The sequence below is a fragment of the Pseudomonas sp. GW821-FHT01A09 genome (assembly GCF_058986725.1).
Genome location: NZ_JBYSWB010000005.1, coordinates 286,426 through 304,486, shown reverse-complemented (window position 1 = coordinate 304,486; position 18,061 = coordinate 286,426). Strand labels below are relative to the sequence as shown.

25 protein-coding genes, 1 tRNA gene and 1 pseudogene are annotated in these 18,061 nt (G+C 58.6%); 11 read left to right on the top strand and 16 right to left on the bottom strand.

Annotated elements, in window-relative coordinates:
- Positions 1-59 precede the first annotated feature (59 nt).
- The 3 genes from phnD to AC3WJP_RS09200 all read right to left on the bottom strand — a co-directional run bounded on the left by phnD (position 60) and on the right by AC3WJP_RS09200 (position 2,598).
- Positions 60-1,064, bottom strand: a complete 1,005-nt coding sequence (phnD, locus tag AC3WJP_RS09210) for a phosphonate ABC transporter substrate-binding protein (RefSeq protein ID WP_493721159.1) — start codon at positions 1,062-1,064, stop codon at positions 60-62.
- Positions 1,065-1,113: 49 nt separating this feature from the next.
- A complete protein-coding gene (gene phnC, locus AC3WJP_RS09205; protein WP_493721158.1) occupies positions 1,114-1,947 on the bottom strand; it encodes a phosphonate ABC transporter ATP-binding protein in 834 nt (277 codons plus the stop codon).
- 315 nt (positions 1,948-2,262) lie between these two features.
- A complete protein-coding gene (locus AC3WJP_RS09200) occupies positions 2,263-2,598 on the bottom strand; it encodes an ArsR/SmtB family transcription factor (RefSeq protein ID WP_493721157.1) in 336 nt (111 codons plus the stop codon).
- 50 nt (positions 2,599-2,648) lie between these two features.
- Here AC3WJP_RS09200 and AC3WJP_RS09195 point away from each other — a divergent pair, with 50 nt between their 5' ends.
- The 3 genes and pseudogenes from AC3WJP_RS09195 to AC3WJP_RS09185 form a co-directional block, all read left to right on the top strand.
- On the top strand, positions 2,649-3,740 hold the full coding sequence (locus AC3WJP_RS09195; protein WP_493721156.1) for an NADH:flavin oxidoreductase/NADH oxidase: 1,092 nt from the start codon (positions 2,649-2,651) through the stop codon (positions 3,738-3,740).
- A 21-nt stretch (positions 3,741-3,761) separates the two neighbouring features.
- Positions 3,762-4,205 (top strand): hypothetical protein, encoded by a 444-nt coding sequence (locus AC3WJP_RS09190; RefSeq protein WP_493721155.1) that lies wholly within the window; start codon positions 3,762-3,764, stop codon positions 4,203-4,205.
- Positions 4,202-4,438: pseudogene (locus tag AC3WJP_RS09185) on the top strand (hypothetical protein); the annotation flags it as partial. The gene AC3WJP_RS09190 and the pseudogene AC3WJP_RS09185, both read left to right, overlap by 4 nt.
- A gap of 21 nt (positions 4,439-4,459) precedes the next feature.
- Here AC3WJP_RS09185 and AC3WJP_RS09180 read toward each other — a convergent pair.
- Entirely contained in the window at positions 4,460-4,588 is a 129-nt protein-coding gene (locus AC3WJP_RS09180; protein WP_493721177.1) for a hypothetical protein, read from the bottom strand.
- Between the two features lie 39 nt (positions 4,589-4,627).
- Here AC3WJP_RS09180 and AC3WJP_RS09175 point away from each other — a divergent pair, with 39 nt between their 5' ends.
- Both AC3WJP_RS09175 and AC3WJP_RS09170 read left to right on the top strand, forming a co-directional pair.
- Positions 4,628-4,942 carry a YybH family protein gene (locus AC3WJP_RS09175; RefSeq protein WP_493721154.1) on the top strand — a complete coding sequence of 105 codons (315 nt, stop codon included), beginning with the start codon at positions 4,628-4,630 and terminating at the stop codon, positions 4,940-4,942.
- A 60-nt stretch (positions 4,943-5,002) separates the two neighbouring features.
- On the top strand, positions 5,003-5,236 hold the full coding sequence (locus AC3WJP_RS09170) for a hypothetical protein (protein ID WP_493721153.1): 234 nt from the start codon (positions 5,003-5,005) through the stop codon (positions 5,234-5,236).
- A 35-nt stretch (positions 5,237-5,271) separates the two neighbouring features.
- Here AC3WJP_RS09170 and AC3WJP_RS09165 read toward each other — a convergent pair whose 3' ends face one another.
- Positions 5,272-6,267 carry a 5'-nucleotidase gene (locus tag AC3WJP_RS09165; protein WP_493721152.1) on the bottom strand — a complete coding sequence of 332 codons (996 nt, stop codon included), beginning with the start codon at positions 6,265-6,267 and terminating at the stop codon, positions 5,272-5,274.
- 191 nt (positions 6,268-6,458) lie between these two features.
- Between AC3WJP_RS09165 and AC3WJP_RS09160 the strand changes: the two genes are divergently transcribed.
- The gene (locus AC3WJP_RS09160) at positions 6,459-6,701 is read left to right on the top strand and encodes a hypothetical protein (RefSeq protein WP_493721151.1); all 243 of its coding nucleotides are present in this window, start codon (positions 6,459-6,461) and stop codon (positions 6,699-6,701) included.
- Between the two features lie 69 nt (positions 6,702-6,770).
- Here AC3WJP_RS09160 and AC3WJP_RS09155 read toward each other — a convergent pair.
- The 9 genes from AC3WJP_RS09155 to thrS form a co-directional block, all read right to left on the bottom strand.
- Positions 6,771-6,847: transfer RNA gene (locus AC3WJP_RS09155), tRNA-Pro, on the bottom strand.
- Between the two features lie 119 nt (positions 6,848-6,966).
- Positions 6,967-7,323 (bottom strand): MerR family transcriptional regulator, encoded by a 357-nt coding sequence (locus AC3WJP_RS09150; RefSeq protein ID WP_493721150.1) that lies wholly within the window; start codon positions 7,321-7,323, stop codon positions 6,967-6,969.
- Positions 7,304-7,606 carry an integration host factor subunit alpha gene (gene ihfA / locus AC3WJP_RS09145; protein ID WP_002553164.1) on the bottom strand — a complete coding sequence of 101 codons (303 nt, stop codon included), beginning with the start codon at positions 7,604-7,606 and terminating at the stop codon, positions 7,304-7,306. Before ihfA ends, AC3WJP_RS09150 begins: the two co-directional genes overlap by 20 nt.
- 3 nt (positions 7,607-7,609) lie before the next feature.
- Positions 7,610-9,988, bottom strand: coding sequence for a phenylalanine--tRNA ligase subunit beta (gene pheT / locus AC3WJP_RS09140; RefSeq protein WP_493721149.1), 2,379 nt, complete (start codon positions 9,986-9,988; stop codon positions 7,610-7,612).
- Between the two features lie 27 nt (positions 9,989-10,015).
- Positions 10,016-11,032 (bottom strand): phenylalanine--tRNA ligase subunit alpha, encoded by a 1,017-nt coding sequence (gene pheS / locus AC3WJP_RS09135; protein WP_493721148.1) that lies wholly within the window; start codon positions 11,030-11,032, stop codon positions 10,016-10,018.
- 108 nt (positions 11,033-11,140) lie between these two features.
- A complete protein-coding gene (gene rplT, locus AC3WJP_RS09130; RefSeq protein WP_002553161.1) occupies positions 11,141-11,497 on the bottom strand; it encodes a 50S ribosomal protein L20 in 357 nt (118 codons plus the stop codon).
- Between the two features lie 29 nt (positions 11,498-11,526).
- Positions 11,527-11,721 carry a 50S ribosomal protein L35 gene (gene rpmI / locus AC3WJP_RS09125; RefSeq protein ID WP_002553160.1) on the bottom strand — a complete coding sequence of 65 codons (195 nt, stop codon included), beginning with the start codon at positions 11,719-11,721 and terminating at the stop codon, positions 11,527-11,529.
- A gap of 60 nt (positions 11,722-11,781) precedes the next feature.
- Positions 11,782-12,333 carry a translation initiation factor IF-3 gene (gene infC, locus AC3WJP_RS09120; RefSeq protein ID WP_226503711.1) on the bottom strand — a complete coding sequence of 184 codons (552 nt, stop codon included), beginning with the start codon at positions 12,331-12,333 and terminating at the stop codon, positions 11,782-11,784.
- Entirely contained in the window at positions 12,333-14,255 is a 1,923-nt protein-coding gene (gene thrS, locus AC3WJP_RS09115; RefSeq protein WP_493721147.1) for a threonine--tRNA ligase, read from the bottom strand. The genes infC and thrS overlap by 1 nt, the downstream gene beginning before the upstream one ends.
- 380 nt (positions 14,256-14,635) lie before the next feature.
- Here thrS and AC3WJP_RS09110 point away from each other — a divergent pair, with 380 nt between their 5' ends.
- Both AC3WJP_RS09110 and AC3WJP_RS09105 read left to right on the top strand, forming a co-directional pair.
- Positions 14,636-14,935, top strand: a complete 300-nt coding sequence (locus tag AC3WJP_RS09110; RefSeq protein WP_493721146.1) for a hypothetical protein — start codon at positions 14,636-14,638, stop codon at positions 14,933-14,935.
- A gap of 290 nt (positions 14,936-15,225) precedes the next feature.
- The gene (locus AC3WJP_RS09105; RefSeq protein ID WP_003234260.1) at positions 15,226-15,438 is read left to right on the top strand and encodes a cold-shock protein; all 213 of its coding nucleotides are present in this window, start codon (positions 15,226-15,228) and stop codon (positions 15,436-15,438) included.
- Between the two features lie 67 nt (positions 15,439-15,505).
- Here the strand turns inward: AC3WJP_RS09105 and AC3WJP_RS09100 are convergent, their stop codons facing one another.
- The gene (locus tag AC3WJP_RS09100) at positions 15,506-15,835 is read right to left on the bottom strand and encodes an I78 family peptidase inhibitor (protein WP_493721145.1); all 330 of its coding nucleotides are present in this window, start codon (positions 15,833-15,835) and stop codon (positions 15,506-15,508) included.
- Positions 15,836-15,977: 142 nt separating this feature from the next.
- Positions 15,978-16,283 (bottom strand): hypothetical protein, encoded by a 306-nt coding sequence (locus AC3WJP_RS09095; protein ID WP_493721144.1) that lies wholly within the window; start codon positions 16,281-16,283, stop codon positions 15,978-15,980.
- Between the two features lie 192 nt (positions 16,284-16,475).
- Here AC3WJP_RS09095 and AC3WJP_RS09090 point away from each other — a divergent pair, with 192 nt between their 5' ends.
- The 3 genes from AC3WJP_RS09090 to AC3WJP_RS09080 all read left to right on the top strand — a co-directional run bounded on the left by AC3WJP_RS09090 (position 16,476) and on the right by AC3WJP_RS09080 (position 18,060).
- Positions 16,476-16,706: a hypothetical protein gene (locus AC3WJP_RS09090; protein ID WP_493721143.1), complete on the top strand. Its 231-nt coding sequence runs from the start codon at positions 16,476-16,478 to the stop codon at positions 16,704-16,706.
- A gap of 256 nt (positions 16,707-16,962) precedes the next feature.
- On the top strand, positions 16,963-17,163 hold the full coding sequence (locus AC3WJP_RS09085) for a DUF1654 domain-containing protein (RefSeq protein WP_493721176.1): 201 nt from the start codon (positions 16,963-16,965) through the stop codon (positions 17,161-17,163).
- 54 nt (positions 17,164-17,217) lie between these two features.
- Entirely contained in the window at positions 17,218-18,060 is an 843-nt protein-coding gene (locus AC3WJP_RS09080) for an endonuclease/exonuclease/phosphatase family protein (RefSeq protein ID WP_493721142.1), read from the top strand.
- Position 18,061 lies beyond the last annotated feature (1 nt).

Genomic DNA, 18,061 nt, shown 5'->3' with positions numbered 1-18,061 from the left:
TTCCCGTTTGCAGATCGAGGAGGAGAAGAGGCGCGGCGCCGTGGCACCGCGCAGCCGTGTCAGCCCGCTTTGGCGTTGCCTTGCTTGTCCAGCTCGGAGATGCGGTCCTGCAGTTTGGTCAGGCCGTCATCGATGGCTTTGAGGCGGCTGGACTTCTCGTTGGCATCGAGCGTCGTGCTGGCGCTGACTTCGGACTTCTGCTTGAACAGCTCCAGTTGGCGGATGGTCAGCAACTGGTCGTCAGAGGACTTGAGGAACTTGCCCATCTGCATGTTCTTCAGCACGGCCTTTTCGGCATCGGTATCGCCATAGGTGGTGAAGAATTCGCGGATCTTGTTCTTGTCGTCATCCGACAGCGACTTGCGCCACACCATCGGGTCGGCCGGGATGATCGGCGATTTCCAGATCACCTTGAGCTGCGCGGCCTTGTCGGGCTGGGTCACGGCCAGGCGGTCCCAGCTTTCGGTATTGAAGGTGGCGACATCGAGCTGGCCCTTGGCGACGCTCAGGGCGTTGACTTCGTGGCTGGAGTTGAGGGTGCGCTTGAACGCGGTGGCGGCGTCGACGTTGTTCTTGGCGAACACGTAGTAACCGGGCACCAGGTAACCGGATGTCGAGTTCGGATCACCGTTGCCGAAGGTCAGCTCCTTGGCGTGCTTGAGCATGTCGTCGACCGAATTGATCGGGCTGTCCTTGCGCGCGATGATCAGGCTCCAGTAACCCGGCGCGCCATTGGCGGCGGCGGTCTGGGCGAAGATCTCGCCGCCGGAACGGTCTACGGCCTCCATGGCCGCCTTGTTGCCCAGCCAGGCCACATCGACCTTGTTGAAGCGCATGCCCTGGATCAGCCCGGCATAGTCGGAAGCGAAGGTGGCATTGACTTTGAGGCCGGTCTTTCTCGACATGTCGTCAATGAACGGCTGCCAGATGCTTTTCAGGTTTTGTGAGGACTCGGTGGACATGATGCCGAAGTTGATGACCTTGTCGTCGGCTTGCGCGGTACCCAGCAAACAGCTGGCGAGCAAGGCGACAGAGGCGAACGCGCGACCGATACGGTTGAACATTGAGTGCTCCTGAATCCAAGGATGAGAGAGGTGCGTAAGGCTGGCGCAATCAGGCCTGGGCCAGTGCCAGCCGCGGCGGTATGCCTGGGTTGCGAGCCTGATCGGCGAGTATCAGGCGGGTCTCGACGTCGGCGCCGTAAAGCTCGTTGAGAAAGTCGTTGCCAAGCGCGTCGCCCCTGCCGTCGTAATGAATGCGCCCGCCCTTGAGGGCCACGGCACGCGGGCAATAGCGCGCGGCGTAATCGACTTGATGCAGGGTCACGACCACGGTCTTGCCGTCGCGGCGATTGATGTCGGCGAGGATTTCCATGACGTTGCGTGCCGACTCCGGATCGAGGGAGGCGATGGGTTCGTCCGCCAGGATCACTTCGGCCCGTTGGGTCAGCACCCGGGCGATCGCCACCCGCTGTTGCTGCCCGCCAGACAGGGTCGAGGCCCGTTGCTGGGCCAGATCGGCCAGGCCGACGCGGGCCAGGGATTCCATCGCGCGGCGTTTTTCCTCGGCGTTGAACAGCCCGAGGTTGCCACGCCAGCGCGGCATGCGCCCCAGGCACCCGAGCAGCACGTTGTCCATGACGCTGAGGCGGTTGACCAGGTTGAACTGCTGGAAGATGTAGCCGATGTCGGCACGCAGACGGCGTACTTTGCTGTTCAGGCGCCCGCACACTTGCACGTCGCGCCCCAGTACCTGAACCGTGCCGCCATTGCCGCGATCACAGCAAGCGAGACCCGCCAGGTGACGCAACAGGGTGGATTTACCGGAGCCCGAGGCGCCGATCAGCGCGACCATTTCCCCGGGTTGTATAGACAATTGGAGGTCGACCAGAGCGGTCTTGCGGGCGAAGGTCTTGTTCAAACGGTCGACATGAATGGCTGCGTTCATGGGCTTCTCTGTCTTGTGGTCTGGAGTCTTGCCGCGGCGAATCGCCGGTCTGCACAACCCGTCCATGGCGGGGTGCGGTGCGAGTGACCTTAGAGCGAGCGTGTGGCAGTCCGATGACCCGCAGATGAACGCGAGATAACAGTTTTTTGACGTTTTAGCGGGGATTTTGCAGCTATATGGGGGACATCTGCGGTGAATGGGGTGACTCAGAAGGTTTGTGGACTAGACAAGTCAGTCACGGCGTGGCAGCCGGGTGAGGAGATCCAGTGGAGACTTATCTGACACACGGCGCACTTTTTTGTGGGCCTGCGCCGGTCAGGACTGCGACAGGATGCAATCCAGCAATCCGGGAAACCGCAGATTGAGCTCTTCATGGCGCAGCGAGTTCATGTGCGTAGTGCCGACGTTGCGGGTCTGCACCAGCCCCGCATCGCGCAAGACCCGAAAATGATGAGACACGCTGGATTTCGGCCGTCCGCCGTCCAACTCGCCGCAAGACGCCTCCGGCACCGCCGCCAGGCAGCGGACGATTTCCATGCGCACAGGATCACTTAGAGCGTACAGCAGACGCTCGAGGACGAAGTCGCAAGGCAGGGGATGTTTGGGAGTGCGCATGGTCGGATGATAGCGAGGGCCTTCAATTAAAGCCATATTTCGAATACTATCGAACAAGCGAATCAAAACCTGTCTGGAGTTTTCCCATGTCCGCACTGTTCGAGCCCTTCACCCTGAAGGACGTCACCCTACGCAATCGCATCGCGATTCCGCCGATGTGCCAATACATGGCCGACAACGGTGTGATCAACGATTGGCACCATGTCCACCTCGCCGGCCTGGCACGCGGCGGCGCGGGCCTGGTGGTGGTCGAAGCGACCGCCGTGTCCCCTGAAGGCCGGATCACTCCGGGCTGCGCCGGTATCTGGAACGACGAACAGGCCCAGGCGTTCGTGCCCGTGGTCAAAGCGATCAAGGCTGCGGGCTCCGTTCCGGGCATCCAGATCGCCCACGCTGGCCGCAAAGCCAGCGCCAATCGTCCTTGGGAAGGTGACGACCACATTGCTGAAAACGATCCTCGCGGCTGGCAGACCATCGCCCCCTCCCCGATCGCGTTCGGCGCCAACCTGCCGAAAGTGCCGCAGGAGATGACCCTGGACGACATCGCTCGCGTGCGCCAGGACTTCGTCGATGCCGCCCGCCGCGCCCGTGACGCCGGTTTTGAATGGATCGAACTGCACTTTGCTCACGGCTACCTGGGCCAGAGCTTCTTCTCGGAGCACTCGAACCAGCGTACCGACGCATACGGCGGCAGCTTTGAAAACCGCAGCCGCTTCCTGCTCGAAACCCTCGCGGCCGTGCGTGAAGTGTGGCCGGAGAACCTGCCCCTGACCGCGCGTTTCGGCGTACTCGAGTACGACGGGCGTGATGAGCAGACCTTGAGCGAATCGATTGAACTGGCACGACGCTTCAAGGCCAGTGGCCTGGATTTGCTCAGCGTGAGCGTCGGCTTCACCATCCCCGAAACCAATATTCCCTGGGGCCCGGCGTTCATGGGGCCGGTCGCCGAGCGCGTGCGGCGCGAAGCAGGTCTGCCGGTGACCTCGGCCTGGGGCTTCGGGACGCCGCAGCTGGCGCACGAAGCAATCGAAGCCGGGCACCTGGACCTGGTGTCGGTTGGCCGCGCGCATCTGGCTGATCCGCACTGGCCATATTTTGCCGCGAAGGAGCTCGGGGTGGACAAGGCCTCGTGGACGCTGCCAGCGCCTTATGCGCACTGGCTTGAGCGTTATCGCTAAGAGTGAACGAAAAATGCCGCGTTGATCGCGGCATTTTTTTCTGTGCTGCAATGGCATCGCCTCTCGGCCGTTGCCTGCGGAAACATTTCCCTCATGACCGTTGCTGCCTTTTGCCCTATCGTCCTCACCTCTGACAATTGTCCTGTAGGGGGATGTGTGGAAAACAGCATCGAAGAGCACCGTACCGAGATCGACGCGCCCGAACATATGCATCTACCTGTTACGAGGATTGAGCTGGTACGCCTGCTGCAACCCCTACGGGAGATCGCCATTCCCATGTTTCAAGCCGCCATGAGCTCGCTTGTCATTCTCGCCAACGAGTCCAAAGTTCAGAGCAATAGTGATCAGGCACGCAAGAGCTTTGCCGAAATGGAACCGATCCTCACCTTCATCGAACAATTCGACGAGCAGATGCGGTTGTTGGTGGAAGGCCAGCCTGATCGACCTGATGCCGCGCAATCATGAACAGGCTCATTACCTTGTCGGCCGCCATGCTCCTGCCGGGTTGCGGAACAATAGACACCGTATTCCGAGAGGACGCATTCACCAGCCAACGGCTCGCTGACTATCGATCAGACTGCGATTCGATCCCGCGCGTTTACAGTGGCGTCGTTTTTGATTTCTGCTCCCTAGTTGGAGGACCCCATAAATCCCTTGGTCCAGGGTTTCACACTTCGGCGTTCCGGGACCCGGTCAGCGTGCTAGTCGACATGGCGCTTTCAGGCATAGCCGATACGCTCGTGCTGCCCTATACGATTTTTGCGCAAGGGACGAAAGGCAATATTCCAAAATCCCGTATTGATTGACGGTGGGGCGTTGCCGCTGACCGCATGCAATGCTGCGGTCATAGCTACGACTCCAACTACGCGGCATAAAACTCTGATGCCATGGACTTTCACTACGCGACCGATGGCGTTCTCGTTTCGCCATCCGGTCCTTGGGTACGAGGCCGGAAGGCGTTGCACGACTATTTCGGCGACCGTTTCAATTCAGCAGCGCAAGGTCAACACATCACTATCAGAGAAGTACACGTCACAGGCACCGGCGGTTATTCCATCGCCAATTTCTCGGTATATGTGCCGGGCACAAATGGCGCGCTGCACCTAGCGAGCGGCAGGCTGGTCGCAATCTACCAACATGACGCCAATGGCGGGTATTTGAGTCTGGTTGAACCTTGCGTGCCCGCGGGCAAACACGGCTGAGTCATCAGGATCCAGGGCTGAGTGATAGAATCGCCGCCTCACTTTTCAGGAACATCCGCCATGCGAGGCTTTGGCTTTATTCTCACCGTCGTCGGCGTTATCGCCTTGATCGCGTCTTACATGATGGATACCACCCTGGCCACGGCCGATGGTGCCCGTATCAGCAACGTCGCGCTCATGGCGGATCGGCAGCTCTATCTGATGATTGCCGGGATCGTCACGGTCGCCGGAGTACTGATGGTTCTGTTTACGGGTAAGAACTTGTCGGGCAAAGGCGATAACGATGGTAAATGAGCCGGGAGACTCCTTGATTGTGGTCCAAGAGCCTGTCAACCATTGAGTTGAGCGGCATCCTCGACTTGCCGAGGCTCGACTGCAACCGCCGGGTCGACCACCGCTTGATTGGTTATCCCGAACGGCACATGCACCGATGGAGCTACCGCACTGGCAGACTTGAGATGGCCTGACTGGTCATCGAAGAAAATGTGCGGTTTCAGCACGCCCAGCACTCTGCCCTTCTCGATCCCACCGAGGAAAAACGCGTCGTTGGCCATCACGCCCCAGCTTTTCAGCGTGTTCAGGGCGCGCTCATGGGACGGCGCATTGCGCGCCGTGACGATCGAGACGCGGATCCGGTTCTTGTAGTCGGGATTACTTTTCTTATGCGCCTCCTCGACAGACTGAATCCTGGCAATCCGCACCATGAACTCTTTCAGCGGCCCAGGATGATGGGGCTGCATCACATTCTTGACTTCATGGGCGTGGAATTCAGTCAGGCCGGCGGTCTGCATGACGGCTTCCGATTCATCCCCTGCCAGTACGCCGTCGAAGTCGAAGGCAATCCGCAGCGTTTGATCGGTTTCGTCATCATCGAACCTGGACTCGAGCATCTGCCCGGCCGGATGCCCGGCCTTGATGGCGGACTCCACATCAGCTTTGTCGCCTGACAGAAACAACGCGATGTTGAGTGCCGGTATATATTCGTACGGTGATTTGCCTTGCATGAAAATGGCCCGAGTCATGGGCAGGCCGTAATGCTCGATGGTCTTCATGACCCGCAGGCCGGTATCAGGATCATTCTTGGACAGCAGCACGACCTCTACCAACGGATCGGCAGGGTCGATCGAAAGGTCATTGAGCGACAACAGGCGCTTGATGAAGGGGTAAGCGATGCCCTTGGGCAGCGGATTGTTCAGATTCGTTTCCTGGAACTTGCGGTACTTTTCCTCGCCTTCACTTTTGAAGATAGCGTCGGACTCCAGCAGATCGAACACGGCACTGGAGGCGACGCCGATTACCAGGCGGCCATCTAACTCATAAGGCATATAGCTGTCTCCAAAAAACGTCGGATGTGGCCACCTTATCACGCCGGACTGTAGCCTCTGCCAATGGCCTCACCCATTGGCGGCGCCTGCGAGTACAAAGCCCTTTTTTCGCGGTAGCGCCACCCTTCCCAGCGGCTCTAGCTGTAACCCTGCGCGCGGCTATACTAACTGTCACAGCCGAGGAGCCAACCATGCCTGACCCGCGATACCTCACGTGGAACGATAAGTGGATCATTACTCACGACATGATCAACTGCTCTGAATGCCATGCCGCCCAGTTCATGGTGCACAGAAGCCTTGCCTTCGTGCATGCGGCTGGGTGTTCACGCGAAGGCGTCGGGCAATATCCGTATCTTGAGCTGCTGGCCATACTCACGGCGATGCAGAGTGAGGTGGCCGAGCAGCTCGTCAGTCATCCGCCTTCGCCAGACTGACGATCGCCAGGAGCTGATTTTTCGACGCAAAAAAGCCCAGTCGTTGCCGACTGGGCTTTTCAGAATAAATGGTCGGGACGGAGTGATTCGAACACTCGACCCCTTGCACCCCATGCAAGTGCGCTACCGGGCTGCGCTACGCCCCGACCGAGCGTAACTCTTACAATCAAGCCCTGAAACCTCAGCTTCAAAGCCGCTCCCAAACCACTGAAAGCGCGAAAAATATACCTTAACCATTTGAAATATGGAAGGATTTTTTCCGGATTTATTTTTTCAGCACCGACAGCACATCTTCGAGTTCCGAGATGGTCTGGCGGATCAGCTGCTTGTACTGATTATTGTCGTCCTTGGCCTCATCCCCCGACAGTCGCAGACGCGCGCCGCCGATGGTGAAACCCTGTTCGTACAACAACGCACGGATCTGACGGATCATCAGCACATCCTGGCGCTGATAATACCGGCGATTGCCGCGACGCTTGACCGGGTTGAGCTGAGGAAATTCCTGCTCCCAGTACCGCAATACGTGGGGTTTGACCGCGCACAAGTCGCTGACTTCACCAATGGTGAAGTAGCGCTTGCCAGGAATTGGCGGGAGCTCGTCGTTATGACTTGGTTCCAGCATATGCCTCAACTCGGGCCTTCAACTTCTGCCCTGGACGAAAGGTGACCACACGGCGAGCCGTGATCGGGATTTCTTCTCCCGTTTTTGGATTGCGGCCAGGCCGCTGGCGTTTGTCGCGCAAGTCGAAATTGCCGAAACCGGACAATTTGACCTGCTCGTTGTCTTCAAGTGCGTGCCTGATTTCTTCAAAAAACAGTTCGACCAATTCCTTGGCCTCCCGTTTATTCAGGCCCAGCTCTTCATAAAGACGTTCCGCCATTTCAGCTTTCGTCAGAGCCCCCATGCGCTACTTCCTTAACGTGGCGTTCAACCTTTGTTCGAGCGAGGTGAGGATGTCTTGCGTCGTGGAGTTCACCTCATCGTCATTAAGAGTGCGCGATGGATGCTGCCAGGTCAAGCCAACTGCAAGGCTTTTTCTATGCGGATCAATACCTTTACCCTGGTAGACGTCAAACAGCCTGAGGTCTGTCAGCCATTCACCGGCCTTTTCGCGGATCACGTCCAGTACCTCACTGGCTGGCACATCGCGATCAGCTACCAACGCCAGGTCGCGACGCACTTCCGGGAAGCGCGAAAGTTCGCGGAATTTCGGCAGACGGCCTACGGCCACCTCGGCCAATACCACTTCGAACAGGAAGACTGGGCGATCCAGCCCCAGGCTCTTCACCAACTCGGGGTGCAGCGCGCCCAGGTAGCCGACTTCGCGACCGTCACGTTCGATGCGGGCCGTTTGGCCAGGATGCAGCGCTGGATGCTTGCCCGGTGTGAAGGTGAAATCGTCCAGTGCGCCAGCAAAGCCGAGTACCGCCTCAAGATCCGCCTTGACGTCGAAGAAGTCGATGCCATCACGACCTTGCGCCCAGCCTTCTGGCAGACGCGATCCGCAGACCACACCGGCGAGCATCGGCTCTTGTTTGAGGCCTTCCAATTGACCGACGAATCGCAGGCCGCTTTCGAACAGCCGGACACGGTCCTGCTGACGATTGAGGTTGTGCTGCAGCGCCTTGACCAGACCCGGCCACAGCGACGAGCGCATGGCCGCCATGTCGGCAGAGATCGGGTTTGCCAGCAACAGCGGCTCGACGCCTGGATTGAACAGCTCGAACCACTTTGGATCGATGAAGCTGTAGGTGATCGCTTCCTGATAGCCGCGAGCAACCAGCAGCCGGCGCAACAGAGGCAGGTCGCCAGCAGCTTCGGCCTTGGCTTGCGGCGCCAGACGCGCTTGCGGGTAACGGACCGGCAAGTGGTTATAGCCGTGCAGACGGGCCAATTCCTCGATCAAGTCGACTTCCAGGCTGATGTCGAAACGATGACTTGGCACACCCACCAGCCATTGACCTTCACCTTGAGCGGCAAGGGTCAAGCCCAGGCCAGTCAGGTGGCGCTGGATATCCGCAGCCGGGAACTCCATGCCCAGCATCTGGCTGACGCGCTCGGCGCGCAGTAACACGGGCTCGACCTTTGGCAGATGGCTTTCGCTGACCACCTCAGTGACCGGGCCAGGCTCGCCACCGGTGATTTCCAGCAGCAGGCCAGTGGCCCGCTCCATGGCTTCACGTGCCAGCTGCGAGTCGACGCCGCGCTCGAAACGATGGGAAGCGTCGGTATGCAGACCGTACGAACGGGCCTTTCCGGCAACGGAAATCGGCTCGAAGAAGGCGCATTCGAGGAAGATGTCCCGGGTCTTGCCGGAGGTCCCGCTGTGCTCACCGCCCATGACCCCGGCGATGCCCAGGGCACGACTGTGGTCGGCGATGACCAGAGTGTCGCTGCGCAGGGTCACTTCCTGACCGTCGAGCAATACCAGTTTCTCGCCCTCTTCGGCCATCCGCACACGAATGCCACCGTCGATTTCGGCGAGGTCATAGGCGTGCATCGGCTGGCCGAGTTCGAGCATCACGTAGTTGGTGATGTCGACCGCAGCGTCGATGCTGCGCACATCGCTGCGACGCAGGCGTTCGACCATCCACAGCGGCGTTGGCTTGGCCAGGTCGACGTTACGGATCACACGACCGAGAAAACGCGGGCACGCCGCAGGCGCCAGCACTTCGATCGAACGAACTTCGTCGCTGACCGGAGCGACAGGGGCAACCACCGGACGAGTGACGGGGGCGTTGTACAGTGCGCCGACTTCACGCGCCAGACCCGCCAGGGACAAGCAATCGCCGCGGTTCGGAGTCAGATCGACCTCGATGCTGGCATCGTCAAGCTGCAGATATACACGGAAATCTTCGCCTACCGGCGCATCGTCCGGCAGCTCCATCAGGCCGTCATTGCCCTCGCCCACTTGCAGCTCGGACTGCGAGCAGAGCATGCCGTTGGACTCGACGCCGCGCAGCTTGGCCTTCTTGATCTTGAAGTCACCTGGCAGTTCGGCGCCGATCTTGGCGAACGGGATTTTCAGGCCTGGGCGCACATTGGGCGCTCCGCACACGACCTGAAACGTCTCGGTGCCATCGCTGACCTGGCACACACGCAGTTTATCGGCATCGGGGTGCTGCTCGGTGGCCAGTACTTCGCCCACTACCACACCGCTGAATACGCCCGCGGCCGGGGTCACGCTGTCGACCTCCAAGCCGGCCATGGACAGACGCGCCACCAACTCGTCCCGGGATACTTGCGGGCTTACCCAGCCACGCAGCCATTGTTCACTGAATTTCATCCTGCTCTCCTGAAAGATTCGTTACGGCTAGCGAAATTGCGCGAGGAACCGCAAGTCGTTGTCGAAGAACAGGCGCAAGTCATTGACGCCGTAACGCAGCATGGCCAGCCGTTCGGCGCCCATACCGAAAGCGAACCCCTGGAACTCTTCAGGGTCGATACCGGACATGCGCAGCACGTTCGGGTGCACCATGCCGCAGCCCATGACTTCGAGCCATCCGGTCTGCTTGCAGACACGGCAGCCTTTGCCACTGCACATCACGCACTGGATATCGACTTCAGCCGAAGGCTCGGTGAAGGGGAAGAAGGACGGACGGAAACGCACCGCCAGTTCCTTTTCGAAGAATACCCGCAGGAATTCCTCGATGGTGCCTTTCAAGTCCGCGAAGTTGATATCACGGTCGATCAGCAGCCCCTCGACCTGATGGAACATCGGCGAGTGGGTAATATCCGAATCGCAACGGTACACACGACCTGGGCATACGACCCGGATCGGTGGCTTCTGCGACTCCATGGTCCGCGCCTGCACCGGTGAGGTGTGGGTACGCAGCAACATGTTGGCATTGAAATAGAAGGTGTCATGCATCGCACGGGCCGGATGATGGCCTGGGATGTTGAGCGCTTCGAAGTTGTGGTAGTCGTCTTCGACCTCAGGGCCTTCGGCGATGCCGTAGCCGATGTGGGTGAAGAACTGCTCGATACGCTCGAGGGTACGGGTCACCGGATGCAGACCACCGGAGGTCTGGCCGCGGCCCGGCAGGGTCACGTCGATCTGCTCGGCAGCGAGCTTGGCGCTCAGCTCGGCTTCTTCGAACGCTGCCTTGCGTGCGTTGAGGACTTCTGTGACACGTTCCTTGGCGTCGTTGATCAGCGCGCCGACTTTCGGACGCTCATCTGCTGGCAGGTTGCCCAAGGTCTTCATCACCTGAGTCAGCTCGCCTTTCTTGCCAAGGAATTGAACCCGGATCTGCTCCAGGGCATTGATGTCTTCAGCGTGTTGCACGGCCTCCAGAGCTTGAGAGACCAGCGCATCCAGGTTTTCCATGTACAGACTCCAGATACAAAATAGGGGAAGAGCTTAAGGCTCTTCCCCTATTTATGACGTTTAACACCGTCGAGCGCCGAAACGCTCGCCAGTGATTGTCGTGGGTACTTAGGCCAAGGTGGCTTTAGCTTTCTCGACAATCGCAGCAAACGCCGCTTTTTCGTTCACAGCCAGATCAGCCAGAACCTTGCGGTCGATCTCGATGGAAGCTTTTTTCAGGCCAGCGATGAAACGGCTGTAGGACAGACCGTTAACACGAGCACCAGCGTTGATACGAGCGATCCACAGAGCGCGGAACTGACGTTTTTTCTGACGACGGTCGCGGTAGGCGTATTGGCCTGCCTTGATGACCGCTTGCTTGGCTACACGGAATACGCGCGAGCGAGCGCCGTAGTAACCTTTAGCCAGTTTCAGAATCTTTTTGTGACGCTTACGGGCAATGACGCCACGCTTTACACGAGCCATGAGTAAATTCCTCTATTCTTAACCAAAAATTAACGAAGGCGCAGCATGCGCTCGACTTTTGCCACGTCGGACGGATGCAGCAGGCTGCTTCCGCGCAGTTGACGCTTACGCTTGGTCGACATTTTGGTCAGGATGTGGCTCTTGAAAGCGTGCTTGTGCTTGATGCCATTGGCGGTTTTCAAAAACCGCTTAGCTGCACCGCTTTTAGTCTTCATCTTTGGCATGTTCGGATACTCCGCATTCAGTTGATAAACATAACCGCAAGGCCTGCCGTGCCCTGGTGGTTATTTCTTTTTCTTGGGGGCGATGACCATGATCAGCTGGCGTCCTTCCATCTTCGGCATCTGTTCAACGGAACCATACTCCAGCAGGTCTTGCTCGACCCGCTTGAGCAGTTCCATGCCCAGTTCCTGATGCGCCATCTCACGACCGCGAAATCTCAAGGAAATCTTGGCCCTGTCCCCATCACTCAGGAAACGTACCAGGTTGCGAAGTTTTACCTGGTAATCCCCTTCCTCCGTCCCTGGACGAAACTTGATTTCTTTAACCTGAATCTGCTTCTGGTTTTTCTTCGCCGCGGCGATCTGCTTCTTTTTCTCGAAGATCGACTTGCCGTAGTCCATCACGCGACAGACAGGCGGTACCGCGTCGGCAGAAATCTCTACCAGATCCAGCTTCGCTTCTTCAGCGATACGAAGCGCTTCATCAATCGAGACGATGCCAATCTGCTCGCCGTCAGCGCCAATTAACCGAACCTCGCGTGCCGAGATATTCTCGTTGATCGGGGCCTTCGGTGCAGCTCGTTTATCTTGTCTCATTTCACGCTTAATAGTAATTACTCCGAATCTTGGCGACCACGCCGGGAAACCGCTTGTGCGAGGAACTCGGTGAATTGGGCGACGGGCATGGAGCCCAGGTCTGCGCCTTCACGGGTACGCACAGCGACAGTTTGCGTTTCTACTTCACGATCTCCGATGACCAGGAGATACGGAACCTTGAGCAAAGTATGCTCGCGGATTTTAAAGCCGATCTTTTCATTTCTCAAGTCAGACTTGGCACGAAAACCGCTTTCCGTCAGATTTTTTTCCACGGACAGGGCAAAATCGGCTTGTTTATCAGTGATATTCATGATCACTGCCTGAGTCGGCGCCAGCCAGGCCGGGAACGCGCCTTCGTAGTGTTCGATCAGGATACCGATGAAGCGCTCGAACGATCCGAGGATCGCGCGGTGCAGCATCACGGGATGCTTGCGGCTGTTGTCTTCGGACACGTATTCGGCGTCCAGACGGATCGGCAGGTTGAAATCGAGCTGCAGTGTACCGCACTGCCACACCCGGCCGAGACAATCCTTCAACGAAAATTCGATTTTCGGGCCATAGAAGGCACCCTCGCCCGGCTGCAGGTCGTACGGCAGTCCGGCGTGGTCCAGCGCTGCGGCCAACGCCGACTCCGCGCGATCCCACAATTCGTCGGAACCGACGCGCTTTTCTGGGCGAGTCGAGAGCTTGAGCTGGATGTCCTTGAAGCCGAAATCGGCATACACATCCATGGTCAGCTTGATGAACGCCGCCGATTCGGACTGCATCTGCTCTTCGGTGCAGAAGATGTGGGCGTCGTCCTGGACGAAGCCACGCACCCGCATGATGCCGTGCAGCGCGCCCGAGGGCTCGTTGCGATGACAGGCACCGAACTCGGCCAGACGCATCGGCAGCTCGCGGTAACTCTTCAGGCCCTGGTTGAACACCTGCACGTGGCACGGGCAGTTCATCGGCTTGATGGCGTAGTCGCGGCTCTCGGACTCGGTAGTGAACATGTTTTCGGCATAGTTGGCCCAGTGCCCAGAGCGCTCCCACAGGCTGCGATCAACCACTTGCGGCGTCTTGATCTCGAGGTAGCCGTTTTCACGCTGCACCTTGCGCATGTACTGCTCGAGTACCTGATACAGGGTCCAGCCGTGGGGATGCCAGAACACCATGCCCGGCGCTTCTTCCTGGAGATGGAAAAGGTTCAGGCGCTTGCCCAGCTTGCGGTGATCGCGTTTTTCGGCTTCTTCGATGCGCTGGATGTACGCGGCCAATTGCTTCTTGTCCGCCCAGGCAGTGCCGTAGACACGCTGCAGCTGTTCATTCTTGGCGTCGCCGCGCCAATAGGCGCCGGACAACTTGGTCAGCTTGAACGACTTAAGGAAGCGCGTGTTCGGCACGTGCGGACCGCGGCACATGTCGACGTATTCTTCATGGTAGTAAAGGCCCATGCTCTGCTCGTCGGGCATGTCCTCGACCAGACGCAGCTTGTAGTCTTCGCCGCGAGCCTTGAACACCTCGATGACTTCGGCGCGCGGGGTGACCTTCTTGATCACGTCGTAATCGTGATCGATCAGCTCGCGCATGCGGGTTTCGATAGCGGCCATGTCGTCAGGGGTGAAGGGACGCTCGAAGGCGATATCGTAATAGAAGCCTTCTTCGATGACCGGGCCGATGACCATCTTGGCGGTCGGGTACAGCTGCTTGACCGCATGGCCGACCAGGTGAGCGCAAGAGTGGCGAATGATCTCCAGCCCCTCCTGGTCCTTCGGCGTAATGATCTGCAGGCTGGCGTCGCCCTGGATCAGATCGCTGGCATCGACCAGCTTGCCGTCGACCTTGCCGGCAACGGTGGCCTTGGCCAGACCGGCACCAATGGAAGCGGCAACGTCTGCAACAGACACTGCGTGGTCGAACGAACGCTGACTACCGTCGGGAAGAGTAATGGTGGGCATGGCGCCTCCTCTCCTAGTGGTGACCCCTACCAAAGGTCACGTGGGTTGGGATGAGCCAGTACAAGATCCGAACCGGGCCTTCTTGATGGTCGACGCCTGCCTCACAGTGGCAGTTGTCGCCAGGCCCAAAGAGTACGAACCAGAGTGACTGGATGGTGCAAAAAAGGGTTAAGCCCGCAATGGAACGGTGCCTTGCGGCGCCCTGAAGCGTTGCGGGAGGCCATCCTAGCATAGATATCTGCACGGATCGCGCCGCGCTGTCGTTGCAAGGCGCCACAACGGTGCAAAAAGCAGCCCCACGGTGAACTTGCGCGCCCTTGCCCGGTTCTGATGTGCTGAGTTATCCGCATCATCCTTACCGAGAACAAGGAGCAAGTCGCATGCGTCTTCAGTCCCTCATCACTTTGACCGCCCTCGCCGCCATTCTGCCGTTCGCCAGCGCCCAGGCGGGTACCTGGCCTGCGGGCACCAAGGACACCTTTCTGCAGCAGTGTGAATCTACCGCCGGCCAGCATGTGTCCGCTGCGATCGCCAAGCAGCATTGCACCTGTAGCGCCGATGCCATCGCCAAGAAACTCAGTGACGCCGACATCAAGGCACTGACCGGGTCGACTGCCCCGAGCGAAGAACTGCAGGGCCGAATGATGGCCGCCGTGAGCGCCTGCCAGGTTCAGAAATAGTCCGAACGGGGCGCAAAAATGGCTTTTTGCGCCCCGGCACCGGTAGAAAATCGGCCCATAACGATTTTTTTTAAATAATTTAACGGTTTTTTTTACCCCTCGACTCATCGCCAAACCCCTGTAAAATAAGGGCTATTCGAGATTCCGGGGTGTAGGGGCACTGGTAGCGCTGTGCAAATACTGCATTCAGGGAGCTATGCAGCCGTGCATTTAGACTATGATAGCTCGGTGTGCCCAGTTGGCCTGAGCAGCACAGCACTACTGAATATTATGTTTCTTGGAGATTCACCATGTCTAATCGCCAAACCGGCACCGTAAAGTGGTTCAACGATGAGAAAGGCTTCGGCTTCATCACTCCTCAAGGTGGCGGTGACGACCTGTTCGTTCATTTCAAAGCTATCGAATCCGACGGTTTCAAAAGCCTGAAAGAAGGCCAGACTGTTTCCTTCGTGGCCGAGAAAGGTCAGAAAGGTATGCAGGCTGCTCAGGTTCGCGGCGAGTAATCTCCCCGAAACTGAAAAAACCCGTCTTCGGACGGGTTTTTTTATGCCTGGCGTTTACTCGGCCCGTTTAACCGCAGTTTACGCGCGACACCACTCCCTGAGCATCGACATTCAGATTCAAGCGCTCTGAGCGATACTCCAGCGTCATGATATCCCCCGGCCGCAGAATGCGTGCCGTTTGCGCCCCCGAGCGTTGCTGGGCCTGCTGCAGCAGTGCCGAACTGGCCGTCTGGCCCACCGCGAATTTTGCCAGATCGGAATCGCAGCGGCCGTCGCTCGCGACAACAGGCGCAGGTGTCGTTTCGGTGGCCGGTGTCTTGTCGGCGCTATCAGTAGAGCAACCAGCCAGAGCCAGTACCGCGAGCAAGCAAAGGGATGAGATGCGCGTGCAGGGCATGAAGCCTCCTAGAGTGAAATTTGCCTTCTGTGCGACAACGTCACTGCCGCCATGTTGCAAAAGGCCACAATTTTGCCCGAGATAGACGCCTCGCACGGCAACGCAATCGTGTCAGGATGTTTAGCTGCCCCATGCCGCCTACTCAATAGACATCGATGTAATCCTGCCCCGGATTACTCCAGTGCTCGTGCAGTGCATTGTAGATCTGCCGCACCCAAACCTCGTCACAGGCGGCCACTTCACCGACACAGCCCGACCATGCCGACCAGGTCTCGAAGCGAAAGCACAAGCCTTCAATCGCCGCGCCACCTACTGCCTCGGTGGAAAGATAGGCGATACCCTCAGACGTCACCCGCAATTGGTTGTGCACGGAATCCTGGCCGCTGGCGATCAATTGACGGACCGCCGACTCGGTCAATTGACCAGGCTCTTTGAGATCGATCTGCACGACAGTTTCCCTGAATCCGAAAAACCCCAAGTGTGGCATGTCGTCGGCGTGATGCCCACGCGCAGGTGCGAAACGTCGCGCAAAATGGTTTACTGCACCCACCGGATCGGCATGGCCATGCCACGCCACCCAGCGCCCTCAAGCCTCGGCCATAGGGCACCGCCACGCACTGCAGGCACTGCGAGAACCCCCATGGCAAACGTAACCATACATTCCCGGATCGATGCGACCTGGCCACAGGGGCAGTCCAGCTACAGCCCTGGCAACCCTGAAGAACTGGCGATCATCGGCATCGACCTGCTGATCCGCGAGCTGGGGATCGAGGCTGCGCACGTGTTCGTCGGTCAGCACTTCGAGCGGTATTTCGCCCAGCAGCACACTCCCCATGCAGAGCCCTCCAGCGAGGTCTCCCACGCAGGCTGATCAGGCCCGACCTCTGGTGCACGCCACATGCGAGCGCCAGCCGCCCCCCTTCAACACCCCCTATCCCCTTGTTCGGCTTGCAGTTTTTTCTCCCTCTCCTGCAGCAAAAGCAAAAAACCGCTGTCTGAAGCGCTGTTCTACAGAGACCCTGTTGCGAAAATCCCTGCAGTGAAATACTGTATGCACATACAGCAAACCAAGGAACCGCTTCGTGGCGAAAACTTCTGCAGCCCCAGCTCTCAGCTCCTTTGAAGTGATGGGCACTCGCGTACAAAAAATCATCAACAGCACCAACGCGCAAAAGTCCAAGAGCGCGCTGATCTTCAAGCTGCCACAAGAGTCCGATGACGACTGGGGCAACCTGCTGGAAGAGATCGCCGAAAACGACAATGTCACCCTCGCCCACCGCGATGATGGCGGCGTGCAGCTGTTCTGGACCGTTCCCAAGGAAGACTGAGCCACGCCTTTACCGGTGCTGCGCATTGATACCCTCCCGCTTTTTCGGATGATCATGAGAAAGATTTTTCTGGCAGCCCTGATGCTGCTGACCCTGTCTGCCCACGCCTTCGCAGACGTACGAATCGGCACCTGGAACCTCGAGCACCTGAGTGTACGGCCCAACAAGGATATCCCCAGCATCGCCAAGGTCGCGCAGCATGTGGATTTTCTCGCGGTTCAGGAAGTCATGAGTGAAGAGGGCCTGCTCGCCCTCAAGAACGCCCTGGAGCAAGTCACCCACGAGAAATGGTCGATGCTCGCGTCGGACGCCTCGGGGCGCAGTTCATACAAGGAAATGTATGGTTTCGTCTGGCGCGACAGTGCGGTCAGCTACCTGGACGGCGCGACCACCTACATCGACCGTCGCGATCTGTTCGCCCGTGAGCCCTTCTCGGCGCGCTTCAAGGCCAAGGCCGACAAAAGCGTATTCGTCGCCGCCACCGTGCATATCGTCTATGGCAAATCCACCAAGGATCGCTCCAAGGAAATCACTGCACTGGGTGATTACTGGGACTGGCTCGGCCAGACTTACACCCGCAAGCCGGCAATTCTGCTGATGGGTGATTTCAATACCAAACCCACATCACCGGCCTGGGCGGACATCCGCACTCGCGCGTCGCCGCTGGTCAATGAAGGCGCCAGCACGCTGTCGGTCAAGGATGGCAAGTTCGCCAATCTGTACGACAACATCATCGTCGCCAACGACAGCCCGATCAAAGTGAAGAGCACGCAGATTTTCAACTACCCGGCATTCCTCGGCATGACCCACGACAAGGCACGCAAGACCGTCTCGGATCACGCACCGATCTTCATGCAGGCGCAGTTCACCAATACCATGGCGGTCGGACAAAACTAGG

What these genes read in the sequence shown, in the direction of transcription:
- rplT (WP_002553161.1), bottom strand. Translation starts at nt 11,497, where the DNA reads ATGGCTCGTGTAAAGCGTGGCGTCATTGCCCGTAAGCGTCACAAAAAG.
- thrS (WP_493721147.1), bottom strand. Translation starts at nt 14,255, where the DNA reads ATGCCCACCATTACTCTTCCCGACGGTAGTCAGCGTTCGTTCGACCAC.
- pheS (WP_493721148.1), bottom strand. Translation starts at nt 11,032, where the DNA reads ATGGAAAACCTGGATGCGCTGGTCTCTCAAGCTCTGGAGGCCGTGCAA.
- AC3WJP_RS09080 (WP_493721142.1), top strand. Translation starts at nt 17,218, where the DNA reads ATGAGAAAGATTTTTCTGGCAGCCCTGATGCTGCTGACCCTGTCTGCC.
- AC3WJP_RS09195 (WP_493721156.1), top strand. Translation starts at nt 2,649, where the DNA reads ATGTCCGCACTGTTCGAGCCCTTCACCCTGAAGGACGTCACCCTACGC.
- AC3WJP_RS09090 (WP_493721143.1), top strand. Translation starts at nt 16,476, where the DNA reads ATGGCAAACGTAACCATACATTCCCGGATCGATGCGACCTGGCCACAG.
- AC3WJP_RS09200 (WP_493721157.1), bottom strand. Translation starts at nt 2,598, where the DNA reads ATGGCTTTAATTGAAGGCCCTCGCTATCATCCGACCATGCGCACTCCC.
- AC3WJP_RS09150 (WP_493721150.1), bottom strand. Translation starts at nt 7,323, where the DNA reads ATGCTGGAACCAAGTCATAACGACGAGCTCCCGCCAATTCCTGGCAAG.
- rpmI (WP_002553160.1), bottom strand. Translation starts at nt 11,721, where the DNA reads ATGCCAAAGATGAAGACTAAAAGCGGTGCAGCTAAGCGGTTTTTGAAA.
- AC3WJP_RS09180 (WP_493721177.1), bottom strand. Translation starts at nt 4,588, where the DNA reads ATGACCGCAGCATTGCATGCGGTCAGCGGCAACGCCCCACCGTCAATC.
- AC3WJP_RS09100 (WP_493721145.1), bottom strand. Translation starts at nt 15,835, where the DNA reads ATGCCCTGCACGCGCATCTCATCCCTTTGCTTGCTCGCGGTACTGGCT.
- pheT (WP_493721149.1), bottom strand. Translation starts at nt 9,988, where the DNA reads ATGAAATTCAGTGAACAATGGCTGCGTGGCTGGGTAAGCCCGCAAGTA.
- AC3WJP_RS09110 (WP_493721146.1), top strand. Translation starts at nt 14,636, where the DNA reads ATGCGTCTTCAGTCCCTCATCACTTTGACCGCCCTCGCCGCCATTCTG.
- phnC (WP_493721158.1), bottom strand. Translation starts at nt 1,947, where the DNA reads ATGAACGCAGCCATTCATGTCGACCGTTTGAACAAGACCTTCGCCCGC.
- AC3WJP_RS09165 (WP_493721152.1), bottom strand. Translation starts at nt 6,267, where the DNA reads ATGCCTTATGAGTTAGATGGCCGCCTGGTAATCGGCGTCGCCTCCAGT.
- AC3WJP_RS09105 (WP_003234260.1), top strand. Translation starts at nt 15,226, where the DNA reads ATGTCTAATCGCCAAACCGGCACCGTAAAGTGGTTCAACGATGAGAAA.
- AC3WJP_RS09085 (WP_493721176.1), top strand. Translation starts at nt 16,963, where the DNA reads ATGGGCACTCGCGTACAAAAAATCATCAACAGCACCAACGCGCAAAAG.
- AC3WJP_RS09160 (WP_493721151.1), top strand. Translation starts at nt 6,459, where the DNA reads ATGCCTGACCCGCGATACCTCACGTGGAACGATAAGTGGATCATTACT.
- ihfA (WP_002553164.1), bottom strand. Translation starts at nt 7,606, where the DNA reads ATGGGGGCTCTGACGAAAGCTGAAATGGCGGAACGTCTTTATGAAGAG.
- AC3WJP_RS09170 (WP_493721153.1), top strand. Translation starts at nt 5,003, where the DNA reads ATGCGAGGCTTTGGCTTTATTCTCACCGTCGTCGGCGTTATCGCCTTG.
- phnD (WP_493721159.1), bottom strand. Translation starts at nt 1,064, where the DNA reads ATGTTCAACCGTATCGGTCGCGCGTTCGCCTCTGTCGCCTTGCTCGCC.
- AC3WJP_RS09175 (WP_493721154.1), top strand. Translation starts at nt 4,628, where the DNA reads ATGGACTTTCACTACGCGACCGATGGCGTTCTCGTTTCGCCATCCGGT.